Annotated in this window: 10 protein-coding genes; 8 read left to right on the plus strand and 2 right to left on the minus strand. The window is 59.5% G+C overall.

The genetic code is table 11. The annotated features are described in order from the left end of the window. Window positions 1-151: 151 nt before the first annotated feature. Together BTE54_RS19575 and BTE54_RS19580 are read right to left on the minus strand one after the other, a co-directional pair. Complete coding sequence (locus BTE54_RS19575; RefSeq protein WP_065657384.1) at window positions 152-1,120, minus strand: polysaccharide pyruvyl transferase family protein; 969 nt, start codon at window positions 1,118-1,120, stop codon at window positions 152-154. Window positions 1,121-1,172: 52 nt separating this feature from the next. Next, complete coding sequence (locus tag BTE54_RS19580) at window positions 1,173-2,138, minus strand: glycosyltransferase family 2 protein (protein WP_078053654.1); 966 nt, start codon at window positions 2,136-2,138, stop codon at window positions 1,173-1,175. A 118-nt stretch (window positions 2,139-2,256) separates the two neighbouring features. On the opposite strand from BTE54_RS19580, the gene BTE54_RS19585 reads away from it, so the two are divergent. The 8 genes from BTE54_RS19585 (at window position 2,257) to BTE54_RS19620 (ending at window position 11,219) form a co-directional block, all read left to right on the plus strand. Then, the gene (locus tag BTE54_RS19585) at window positions 2,257-3,735 is read left to right on the plus strand and encodes a lipopolysaccharide biosynthesis protein (RefSeq protein ID WP_078053655.1); all 1,479 of its coding nucleotides are present in this window, start codon (window positions 2,257-2,259) and stop codon (window positions 3,733-3,735) included. Window positions 3,736-4,107: 372 nt separating this feature from the next. After that, window positions 4,108-5,256 (plus strand): acyltransferase, encoded by a 1,149-nt coding sequence (locus tag BTE54_RS19590; RefSeq protein WP_078053822.1) that lies wholly within the window; start codon window positions 4,108-4,110, stop codon window positions 5,254-5,256. A 4-nt stretch (window positions 5,257-5,260) separates the two neighbouring features. Next, window positions 5,261-6,052 carry a glycoside hydrolase family 16 protein gene (locus tag BTE54_RS19595; protein ID WP_078053656.1) on the plus strand — a complete coding sequence of 264 codons (792 nt, stop codon included), beginning with the start codon at window positions 5,261-5,263 and terminating at the stop codon, window positions 6,050-6,052. 61 nt (window positions 6,053-6,113) lie between these two features. After that, window positions 6,114-7,295 carry a glycosyl transferase family 1 gene (locus tag BTE54_RS19600; RefSeq protein WP_078053657.1) on the plus strand — a complete coding sequence of 394 codons (1,182 nt, stop codon included), beginning with the start codon at window positions 6,114-6,116 and terminating at the stop codon, window positions 7,293-7,295. Window positions 7,296-7,312: 17 nt separating this feature from the next. Beyond that, the gene (locus BTE54_RS19605; RefSeq protein ID WP_078053658.1) at window positions 7,313-8,311 is read left to right on the plus strand and encodes a glycosyltransferase family 2 protein; all 999 of its coding nucleotides are present in this window, start codon (window positions 7,313-7,315) and stop codon (window positions 8,309-8,311) included. Beyond that, window positions 8,308-9,252, plus strand: a complete 945-nt coding sequence (locus BTE54_RS19610) for a glycosyltransferase family 2 protein (protein ID WP_078053659.1) — start codon at window positions 8,308-8,310, stop codon at window positions 9,250-9,252. Before BTE54_RS19605 ends, BTE54_RS19610 begins: the two co-directional genes overlap by 4 nt. Beyond that, complete coding sequence (locus BTE54_RS19615) at window positions 9,252-10,247, plus strand: glycosyltransferase family 2 protein (RefSeq protein ID WP_078053660.1); 996 nt, start codon at window positions 9,252-9,254, stop codon at window positions 10,245-10,247. The genes BTE54_RS19610 and BTE54_RS19615 overlap by 1 nt, the downstream gene beginning before the upstream one ends. Window positions 10,248-10,313: 66 nt before the next feature. Beyond that, window positions 10,314-11,219 (plus strand): UTP--glucose-1-phosphate uridylyltransferase, encoded by a 906-nt coding sequence (locus tag BTE54_RS19620; protein WP_078053661.1) that lies wholly within the window; start codon window positions 10,314-10,316, stop codon window positions 11,217-11,219. Window positions 11,220-11,310: the final 91 nt, after the last annotated feature.

The following is an 11,310-nucleotide window of genomic DNA, read 5'->3' on the forward strand; positions in this document are numbered from 1 at the left end:
GAATACGAGTAGAATCAACACCGTGCGCCATGTCCACCAAATTTAAACCGGACAGCAGTGGGACAGGCCCGAGCATGACGATAGAGACCCTAGAGGATGGCATCCTCAAGCGAAGGCGGCAGAAATTCTCTGCCGCATCCACTCTTCGCCCTCAGAGATAATCCCGCTTCACCGTTTCCAGAACGGCGGCGAAACGCTCCTTGCGCTCTTCCAGCCGGCCATCCGGGCTGAGACGCGGCTCCGCGCGGCTTGCCTGCCAGAGCGCCAGCGTGGAAGGTGCTGCCAGCACCTGCTTGGCCAATTTGCGCAATGACCGAGGCTGCGTTTCCTGCGGCCGCACCAGCACGTCACCCTCATGCGCCGGGCCTTCATGCGCCGGAACGGAACCGGTCTCGGCAATGACGGGGCCAGGCGGCGGCGGGAAGCTCATGCCCCAGAAGCGCGAGCCCTTTTTCGCCGCCTCGGCGCGGGTTGAAACGGGCACATAGCGCGGCTGATATTCGACACCCACGCTACCGGCCCAGTCGCTCCATTTGAAGCTGTTGATCGACGGCGAGGTGCTGACCGCGACCCATGGCACGCGGAAGGCATCGGCAAGAATTGCGCCATGCATGGATTCGGCCACGATGAATTCCGACTGGGCGATGGCGCGGATCACCGCTTTCGCCTCGCCGCGCGGGTCGAGATAGGTCAGTCCCGCCGGTTCGCAGACGGTTTCCCACATGCCGAATTCCGCCGATTCCCAGTGCGGAACGAAGGTCTTCTTGTAGAGCTTCGGCAGGCCTTTGAAATCGGGCATCTCGGTGACCATGACGGCCGGATCGACAATGCCCTTTTCGGGCGCGAGCCCCAGCTTCGCGGCGGTTTTTTCGCCGCGCACGCAGCGAATATCCCAGAACTCGGTGCTGGTATCCGGCACCGCGCCATAACCATAGCCGCTGCCGATCACCAGCTTGCGCTGCTTTGCGGGCAAAAGAACGTCGTTCAGCACGGTGCCGACGCCAACGAGCATGACGTCGTCATGCACATCGCGCAGGCCCGGAAGCAGAAAATCCCACAGCCAAAGGTTGAGATCGTCACCGAAATTTCCGTGATGAGATTCCCAGTGGTAAGGTTTCATGAGGTCACTCCTGGGTGAAAAAACATATAAATTCTTGCGGGCGAGAATTCGCTCATCTGGAGCGGACGATTTTTCCAGCACCGAGCTCGAACGCGGCGCGCAGCAGTGCCGGATCGCGCATCGCCCATTTCAGGAGCAGTCCGAATTCGGGTGCCTTGCGCCGTTTCAGATTGCCCGCCTGGCTCCACAGCGCCTGTTTGCGCGCCGTGTTTTTATAGGAAGCGATGGAGGCGACATCGTCCGGCCGGCGCGAAAAACGCCCCTCCAGCGTATCGAGCGCGACCCAGGTGTTGAACTGCTGGCGCAGGAATTCCGGCGAGGTATTGTCGATGCTGTGGAAGATATTGACCCCCATTCCGCGCATCGCGCCGGCGTCGTCACACAGAAGCGTGCGCTTCGATGCCAGGATGGAATCGCAGAAAAACAGCACGTCTTCCGCCGCCAGACGAAGCGCCGGGTCAAAGCGGATTTTCTCAAAAAGAGGACGGCCGATCACCATGCAGGAGAGATGCAGGAAGCTCCAGTTGCGCAGCATCACACTTGCCAGATCCGGCAGTTCGATCAGCAGCGGCCTCTCGGAAAGCCTCGCCGCACCCTCATTTTTCTCGAGCTCGGAAATGGCGAAATGATAATAAAATTCGTCACTTGCCTGCATGGATGCCCAGTAGCACTCGCCGCCATAGGTCTGAAGCGCAAAGGCCGCATTCTGCAGATGATCGGGTGTCCAGATATCGTCGGAATCAAGAAAGGCGACATAGTCGGTGCCGTCAGGCACATTGTCCAAACCGGTGTTGCGGGCGCCGCCCGGGCCGGCATTGGCCTGCTTAATGACGAGAATCCGGTCTTTCTCACCCTGCGAAAGTTCCGCAAGTTCCTGATCGATCGGGTATGGCGATTCGTCATCGACGATGACAAGATCGAAATCCTGGTAAGTCTGCGCAAAAACCGATGCGAGTGCACGTCCCAGGACACCGTGCTGCTTTTGGTAGTAGGGAATGACGACAGTAAATCTTGCCATTGTTTCGCCCCTTGCGTTGATCAAGAAGTGTCGGGCCCGATCCTAAAAGCGGCCCCGATGGTATCGGCAACTCCCAACCGGCTTTCCTCCCGCCGGCCTCCAGAAACAGGATGCTTGTATGCCCCCAGCGCCAAATGTAAAGACCATCACCACGAATGTCGGCTGGAGCGTTTTATCAAAAACAGGGACATTCGGGCTTAAATTTGTCACGGTCCCAATTCTCGCAAGACTGCTTTCCCCGGAGGAATTCGGGGTGGTGGCGGTAGGACTAACGGTTGTACAGTTTCTGACCATGATCGCCGGCGCGGGGCTGACCTCTGCCCTCATCGTCGAAAAGGAAGAGGATATGGAAACGATCCATACCGTCTTCTGGGCCAATCTTGCCATCTCCTGCACCATGGCCGCCGTCCTCTACATCTGGGCAGAATTTTTCGGCGGGCTTCTGGGCGCGGTGGAAAGCGCTTACCTGCTGCGCATCATGGCCTTCCTCATTCCGCTGCAGCTCGCAGGCGATGTCGCCTATTCGCTGCTCGCCCGGCGCATGAATTTCAGCAAGGATGCGCTTTGGAGCATGGCGTCGGAAAGCATTGCGGCGGTCGTCGCCGTCGCTCTCGCCCTTCTCGGCTTCGGCGTCTGGGCGCTCATCATCCAGCTTTTCGCCGCAGCCCTCATCCGGCTTGTCGGGCTTTATGCCGTTTCCCGCTATTGCCCGCGTTTCGTCATGAAACCGCGCCGGCTGGTGCCGCTTCTCGGCTTCAGCTCGGGGCTGATGGGCTCGGAAATCGCCAATTTCGTTACCTTCCAGTCGCCGATGGTGGTTATTGCCCGGCATCTTGGGCTGGCGGATGCCGGCGCCTATTCCGCCTCCAACCGCTTTGCCAGCATTCCCAACCAGGTGGTTCTGTCGGCCGTCATGGGTGTCCTGTTTCCCGCCTTCAGCCGCATGATGGACGACCCGCAACGCCGGCGCGATGCGCTGATGTTCAGTACGCAGGTGCTGACCGTGCTCCTGGCACCGATGATGTTTGGCCTCTGGGCCGTGGCGGAGCCGGCCATGCTTGTCATCTTCGGGCAGAACTGGGCCTATGCCTGGCCTGTCCTCGGTCTGCTCGCCCTGTCCAAGGCCATTCTGACGCCGTGCAGCACCTTCATCCCGTATCTGAAGGGAGCAGGTTACGGCCGCGTGCTGTTCTGGTCGGCGACGATCCGCGCCATCGTCACAACCGTCGCGGTCTGGCTTGCCGCGCTTTATGGCACCCTGATCGACGCGATGGTGTGGCTCTGCATCGTCAACGCGGTAACGCTGGTCGCCTATTCCTGGGCGGTGTTCAAGGCAAGCGATACCCCCTTCTTCCGCGGCCTTTATGTCAGCAGCCGGCCGATGATCGCAGCGCTGGTGATGGCCGTTGCGGTGCGTTATCTGCTTCACCTTCTGGCTGAACGCGTTCCCAATGCCACGCTTCAGGTTCTCATCGGCGCTGCCGTCGGCGGCGTCATCTATGCGGTGCTGATCCTGCTGACCGAACGGGCGCTGCTCGGGAAAATTCTCGGAATGGTCAAATCGCGGCGTATGCGGGATGCCGCAACTCAGGGTTAGTTCAACCGCAGAAAAACGCGCCTCATTTCCGCCGTTAACCGGCCTTTTCCGCGGTGATTTTCCTCACCGCGGCAGGACGGGATGGCGGTTCTTTTTGCAGCGCAATATCACGACAAATGACAATTTCACACGCTTAGGCGATTTTTAACGATGGCGATATTTATAAAAATTCCAGTAATTTCAGACATTTGAATTTTCACAGCAACAGGAATGACCGGAACGCCAGACATTCACCCGCAAAATCTAAGCTTGTGTTTTTCCCGCGTCGCCACATTTTATCCCAAAGTCGAAACCAGACTTTCCAGTGCGGGCTTAAGTTCGCTCTGGTTGCAACGCGGCGTGGGTGGACGCCGCCCAATAGGGGTGACTGATGTGACTGTCGATCAGAACCTATCCTCCCGTATCAATTTGATGCGCATATTGCTGATCTCCGGGATCGTGTTCGTCCATGTGCCGCACGATGCCGAAACCAGCCCATTTCTCGGCCTTTACGGTTTCTTCGACTGGCTGCGGGTTTTTCTGGGCGATGCGCTGTTTCGCATCGGCGTGCCCTGTCTCAGCGCCATTTCCGGTTATCTGCTGTTTCGCCGCGGCATGAGCGGTTTCGATTATCCGGCGACGATCCGTTCCAAGTCGAAAACCGTGCTGCTGCCTTTCCTTCTGTGGAACGGCGCGCTGTTTGCAGCCGTATTGCTGATCCAGCTCTTCGATGTCGGCGTTGGGTATTTCCCCGATCTGTGGAATGCGAGCCCCCGTGAAATCATCAGCCACGGAACGGCGCTTGAGGAACTGCCGGTGAATGTGCCGCTTTATTTCCTGCGCGACCTCTTCGTCTGCATCCTGCTGTCGCCAGTGCTCGCCTTTCTGATGCGCCGTTTCGCCCTGCCGACGCTCGCCATTTTGCTCTTCATCACCGCCATGCCAGACCTGACGATTTTCATCGTCCAGAAGAAATCCATTCTTTTCAGCTTCTCGCTCGGCATTGCGCTGGCGCTTCATCGTATCGACGTCAAGGCGCTGGACCCCTACGCCGTGCCGATCATGGCGCTGACCTTTGCCGCCTCGGCCATATTGGCGACGGGACTTTATTTCACCGGCCCGGAATTCACCTTCTGGCTCAACATGTCGCGCAATCTGCTTGCCGTTTTCGGCGCGCTCGGTTTCTGGGCGTCTTCCGCCCTGTTGATCCGCAGCCGCCTTGGTCAGCGGCTTGCGGAAACCGGCAGCCTGAGCTTCTGGATTTTCTGCGCCCATTATCCGCTGCTCGTCATCATGTGGATGGTGTGGAACAAGGGCGGGCCGGATTTCTACCCCGCCTTCTATATCAGCGCGACGCTTTCCGCCTTCGTCATTCTGGTGGTCAGCAATTCCCAGACCCGCAAATACCTGCCGGCCGTCTATGCCGTGCTGACCGGAAGCCGTAGCGGCAAAGGCAAGACGAAGGCCGACTTTGCGGCAAAACGGGCCGCCATGATCGGCCCGCCGACATCCGAAACGCTTTATTCGCAACGACAGAGGTGAACCAATGACAACATTTGTCACCCGCGTTCAGACACGCATTCTTCTCGCCGCGGCCCTTCTGGCTGCTCCCTTTGCGACGCCCGGCCAGGCACAGGAAGGCAATGGCGCATCCTTCATCGAGAACTTCGATTCCATGGACAGAAGCTTCTGGTACGTTTCCGACGGCTGGAACAATGGCGCGCATCAAAACTGCACCTGGTCGAAGAAACTGGCGACGGTGGAAAACGGCCAGCTGACACTCGGTTTCGAAGAAGCCAAGGCCGGCGACCGCAAATTCGCCTGCGGTGAAATCCAGACCAAGGGGCGTTATCGTTACGGCACCTATGAAGCACGCATGAAGGCCGCCACCGGCTCAGGCCTCAACTCCGCCTTCTTCACCTATATCGGCCCGACCGACAAGAAGCCGCACGATGAAATCGACTTCGAGGTGCTGGGCAGGAATACGGGCCAGGTGCAGCTGAACCAGTATATTTCCGCCAAGGGCGGCAATGAGAAGCTGGTGCCGGTGGAAGGCGGAGCCGATGCCGGCTTCAACGATTACGCCTTCGTCTGGGAACCGCAGCGCCTGCGTTATTACGTCAACGGCAAGCTCGTCCATGAAGTGACGGATGAGTCGAAAATCCCCCAGAATGCCCAGAAGATTTTCTTCAGCCTGTGGGGCACCGATACGCTGAAGGACTGGATGGGCAAGTTTTCCTATTCCGGCGCGACGCAGATGGTCGTTGATCGTTTTGCCTTCACCGCGCTTGGCGACAAATGTCAGTTCCCGGAATCCATTGCCTGCGCCCTCAACTGATTTTTTTGAACCAAACCGTCATCCGCGGCGTCTCTGACGCATGAACCAACCGGACCCTTGCATGACCCATGTTCTATATCTCGCGCATGATCTGTCGGACCCCGCCATTCGTCGGCGGGTGCTGACCCTGCTTGCGGGTGGGGCGCGGGTGACGCTGGCGGGCTTCCGGCGCGGACAGAACCGACTGGCGGAGATCGAAGGCGTCTTACCCGTCGTGCTCGGGGAAACCGCCGACGGGCAGTTTCTGCAGCGCATGGCGGCGGTGGCGAAAGCCAGCCTTTCGCTCGGCGAGACATTGAGCGGCATCCCCGCCCCCGATGTCATTCTTGCCAGAAATCTGGAAATGCTGGCGCTGGCAAAGCGGGCCATGTCGATCTATGCCGGACAGCCGGCGCTGGTTTACGAGTGTCTCGACATTCACCGCCTGCTTCTCAACACGGGCAAGCCCGGGCAAATGCTGAATGCCGCGCAGCGTTATTTCGCACGCGACGCCAAGCTGCTGATCACCAGCTCTCCGGCCTTCGTGGAGCATTATTTCAAGCCCGTGTCGGGCCTCGATCTTCCCGTCCTGCTGCAGGAAAACAAGGTGCTGGCGCTCGATGCGGCCGTTGCCGCCACGCCGCAACCACGCGCTCCCGCCCCAGGCGAACCATGGAAAATCGGCTGGTTCGGCGCGCTGCGCTGCCGCAAATCGCTGGAAATCCTTGCCGAATTTGCCCGTCGAATGGAGGGCAAGGTCGAAATCATCCTGCGCGGCCGGCCGGCCTATTCGGAATTTGCCGATTTCGACGGCTTCGTGGCCGCTGCCCCGCATGTGCATTTCCATGGGCCTTACAAGAACCCCGAGGACCTTGCCGCCATCTATAACGAGGTGCAATTCACCTGGGCGATAGACTTTTTCGAGGAAGGCCAGAATTCCAGCTGGCTGCTGCCCAACCGGCTTTACGAAGGCTGCCTCTATGGCGCCCTGCCGATTGCGCTGGCCGGCACGGAAACCGCCCGCTTCATCGAAAAGCGCGATATCGGCTTCGTGCTGCAACATGCGGGCGCTGGCGATCTCGCCGCGCTGTTTAACCGGATGAACCCGCAAACCTATGCGGACGCCTTCAACACCCTCTCGGCAACAGACAGGAAACAATGGCTGACCGACCGCGACGATTGCCGTCTGCTGGTTCAGCAACTGTCCTCTCTCGCCAAATCCGCTTCCGGCCATGCCCGTGAAGCGCAGTTTTCACCCGTGTAGTGCGTAGGGGGCAAATCATGGAAGGTCTTGGTCATTCCGGCATCAGAACGCTGATCGTCATTCCCTGCCTCAATGAGGCGAAGACGATCGAGGGGCTGCTTGTCAAATTCACCGGCGCGATGCAGGGGCGTCTTTTCCGCATCGTGGTTGCCGATGGCGGCAGCACGGATGGAACCCCCAATATCGTTTCCGCCTTCGCGGCGGCGGATGACCGCGTGACGCTTCTTCCCAATCCGAAGCGCATCCAGAGCGCCGGCATCAATCTTGCCGTCGCCACCTTCGGCGAGGATTTCGACTACCTCATCCGCATCGACGCCCATGGCGATTATCCCGATGATTATTGCCAGCGGCTGATCGAGGATGCCGAGCGCACCGGCGCGGATTCCGTCGTCGTCGCCATGGATACGGTCGGCCACGGCCTGTTCCAGAAGGCGACGGCCATCGCCCAGAATTCCAAGCTCGGCAATGGCGGCTCCAAGCACCGCGAAGGCGCGAAAGGCCACTGGATCGACCATGGCCACCACGCGCTGATGCGGATCGCCGCTTTTGATGCGGTGGGCGGTTATGATGAAAGCTTCAGCCATAATGAGGATGCCGAGTTGGATTTTCGCCTGCGCAAATCCGGTTTCCTCATCTGGATGACCGACAAGACCCGCATGACCTATTATCCGCGTGCGAGCGTCATGCCGCTCTTCAGGCAATATCTCGCCTATGGCCGCGGCCGGGCGAAGAACCTGCTGAAACATCGCTCTATCCCGAAAATCCGCCAGATGATCCCGCTCGCCGTGCTGCCGGTTTTCATCCTCGCGCTGCTGTCGCTTGTGCATTGGGCGGCACTTATTCCGCTCGGCCTCTGGATCGCCGCATGTGTGGGTTATGGCTTGTGGATGGCAATAGGTCAGAAAAACCCATACGGCCCGCTCGCCGCCTTTTCGGCGATGGTGATGCATCTGGCCTGGTCCACCGGCTTCTGGCTGGAACTCCTGAAATTCCGGGGAAGAAAGGCTGTCTCATGACCGACAACACCGTCACCCGCACAGATGATTCGAAAACCGTCGATATCGGCATCTGCACCTACAGACGCCCGGCACTTATCGCCACACTTCTGTCACTCTTCGAACTGGAGGTGCCGGAAGGCGTGAAAGTTCGGCTGATTGTTGCCGATAATGACGAGGAGCCGAGCGCCAAGGCGAGCGTCGATCGCCTGCGCGAAACAGCACCCTTCGAGATCACCTATGTGCATTGCCCGAAATCGAATATTTCGATTGCCCGCAATGCCTGCCTGTCGGAATGCAAGGCGGATTATCTGGCCTTCATCGATGATGACGAGACCGCCCCGCCGAACTGGCTGGCTGCCCTTCTGGAAAAGGCCGATGAAACCGGTGCGGAGGCCGTTCTCGGCCCCGTAACGGCGGTTTACCGGGACAATGCGCCGGGCTGGATGAAACGCGGCGATTTCCACTCGACAGTTCCGGTCTGGGTGAACGGCGAGATCATCACCGGCTATACCTGCAACACATTGCTCAAGATGGATGCGCCATCGGTGAAGGGCCGGCGCTTCGCGCTGGCGCTCGGCCAGAGCGGCGGTGAGGACACCCATTTCTTCTCGCACCTTCACGCCGCGGGCGGCCGCATCGTTTTTGCGGAAGACGCCATGCTGTCCGAACCGGTGCCGGAAAATCGCGCAAGCTTCATGTGGCTTGCCAAACGCCGCTTCCGCTCCGGCCAGACCCATGGCCGCGTGCTGGCGGACAGGAAACCCGGTATACGCCGCGTGGTGCAGGTGCTGAAGGCAGGTTCGAAAGTGCTGTATTGCGCCGTCTTCGCCGCCTTGAACGGCTTCAACGCCGTGCGCCGCAACCGTTATGCGCTGCGTGGCGCACTGCATATGGGCTCGATGAGCGGCGCCTTCGGCGTGCGTGAAATCCGCCAGTATGGCGTGGTGGAGGCGACCTGATGGAGAACCTTGCCTCGCCGCCCGATATCAGCTTCGTCATCGCCGCCTATAATGCCGCCGATACGATCGAAGCCGCCATTCAAAGCGCACTCGACCAGCAGGGTGTGACGCTGGAAGTGATCGTCGTCGACGACCGCTCCGCCGATGACACCATTGCGCTCGTGGAAGCTATCGCCATCATCGATCCGCGCGTCCGCCTGCTTGCTCTTGCCGAAAACCTCGGTCCGGGCGGGGCACGCAATGCCGGTATCGAAGCCGCGACCGGACGCTGGATCGCCGTGCTCGATTCCGACGATGTCATTCGCCCGGAGCGCTCCGCCTGCATGATGTGCCGGGCGGAAGCCGCCAATGCGGCGATTGCGGTCGATAATCTCGATGTCGTCTATACCGACGGCAGGCCCATGGAGACGATGTTTCCGGAAGAATTTCTGGAGGAACGGCCGGTTCTCACGCTCGAGGACTTCATTTCCTCCAACATCCTGTTCCGCGCCACCTTCAACTTCGGCTACATGAAACCGATGTTCCGGCGTGATTTCCTCAATAGCGAGGGGCTGCGCTTCCGCGAGGACATCCGCATCGGCGAGGATTATATCCTGCTCGCCTCGGCGCTCGCCGCCGGCGGTCTTTGCGTCATCGAACCGAAGCCGGGTTATGTCTACAATATTCGCGAAGGCTCGATTTCGCGCGTGCTCGAGCTACATCACGTCGAAGCGATGATGCGGGCGGATCAGGAATTCCTGAGCCATTACACTTTGCTGCCCGCCGCCATGGATGCGCAGCAGGCGAGAGCCCGCAGCCTGCGGCTGGCGCATAATTTTTTGACATTGGTGGAAAACATCAAGAGCCGCTCGGTACTCGGCGCCTTGAAGACCACGATAAGGGATCCTGCCGTGCTGGGACATTTGCGAATGCCGATTGCAGTGCGGCTGAGGAGGCTGCGGGACGCGATGTTAGCGCCCGCAGCGAATACAGGGGTGAAAAGACAGATTTCGTGAATTTACGCGTGGACGAAATCTGCGCGGGGACTGGGGACAGATCAAACCTTGATGAAGGAGAACGCGATGGACCTGAACAAAACTGTCAGAAAAGCCGTCATTCCCGTAGCTGGCAACGGCACACGGTTTTTGCCCGCCACCAAGGCAATGCCGAAAGAAATGCTGACGATCGTGGATCGTCCAGTCGTCCAATATGCCGTTGACGAGGCCATGCAGGCCGGCATCGAGCACATTATTTTCGTGACGAGCCGCAACAAGACCGCCATCGAAGACTATTTCGACAGCGCGCCGGAACTCATCAACACGCTCACCCGCTCCGGCAAGACCGTGCAGGTATTGCAGCTGGAAAAGATGCTGCCCGTTGCCGGCACCGTCAGCTATACGCGCCAGCAGGTGCCGCTCGGTCTCGGCCACGCCGTCTGGTGTGCACGCGAACTGGTGGGCAAGGAGCCTTTCGCCCTGCTTCTGCCTGACATGGTTTCCTATGGCGCACGCGGCTGCATTGCCGGGCTGATGGAGCTTTACGATGAAGTCGGCGGCAATATTCTCGGCGTCGAGGAATGCCTGCCGGAAGAAGTCTCGTCCTATGGCGTCGTCGGCGTCGGCCAGAAGGTCAATCATGGCTTCGCCGTCACCGAAATGGTCGAAAAGCCGGAACCTTCGAGGGCGCCTTCGAATTATTACCTGAATGGCCGTTACATCCTGCAGCCGGAAATTTTCGATATTCTCGCCAGGCAGGAACGCGGCGCGGGCAATGAAATCCAGCTGACCGACGGTATGAAGCGCCTTGCCGAAAAGCAGTCTTTCCATGCGCAGAAATATAGCGGCCGCACTTTCGACTGCGGCAGCAAGCAGGGCTTCATCGCCGCCAACGTCGCCTTCTCGCTGCTGCGCGCGGACATGGAAGCCCAGGTTCTCGCTTCGGTGAAGGAACTGGTGGCGAACCACGAAAGCCGCGTCCAGGCGGCCTGACTTTAATCGCGCCGCCGGGGGAGGCGGCCGGCGCACCAATAACGGGAGGCGGGAAGGCGAGCATGTGTTCGGCTTCCCGCGTACCATTTTA

Source organism: Agrobacterium sp. YIC 4121, assembly GCF_002008205.1.
Lineage (GTDB): Bacteria > Pseudomonadota > Alphaproteobacteria > Rhizobiales > Rhizobiaceae > Agrobacterium > Agrobacterium leguminum.

Excerpts from the sequence above, each read along its gene's own strand:
- BTE54_RS19575 (WP_065657384.1), bottom strand. The coding sequence starts at position 1,120 with ATGAAACCTTACCACTGGGAATCTCATCACGGAAATTTCGGTGACGAT.
- BTE54_RS19580 (WP_078053654.1), bottom strand. The coding sequence starts at position 2,138 with ATGGCAAGATTTACTGTCGTCATTCCCTACTACCAAAAGCAGCACGGT.
- BTE54_RS19585 (WP_078053655.1), top strand. The coding sequence starts at position 2,257 with ATGCCCCCAGCGCCAAATGTAAAGACCATCACCACGAATGTCGGCTGG.
- BTE54_RS19595 (WP_078053656.1), top strand. The coding sequence starts at position 5,261 with ATGACAACATTTGTCACCCGCGTTCAGACACGCATTCTTCTCGCCGCG.
- BTE54_RS19600 (WP_078053657.1), top strand. The coding sequence starts at position 6,114 with ATGACCCATGTTCTATATCTCGCGCATGATCTGTCGGACCCCGCCATT.
- BTE54_RS19605 (WP_078053658.1), top strand. The coding sequence starts at position 7,313 with ATGGAAGGTCTTGGTCATTCCGGCATCAGAACGCTGATCGTCATTCCC.
- BTE54_RS19610 (WP_078053659.1), top strand. The coding sequence starts at position 8,308 with ATGACCGACAACACCGTCACCCGCACAGATGATTCGAAAACCGTCGAT.
- BTE54_RS19615 (WP_078053660.1), top strand. The coding sequence starts at position 9,252 with ATGGAGAACCTTGCCTCGCCGCCCGATATCAGCTTCGTCATCGCCGCC.
- BTE54_RS19620 (WP_078053661.1), top strand. The coding sequence starts at position 10,314 with ATGGACCTGAACAAAACTGTCAGAAAAGCCGTCATTCCCGTAGCTGGC.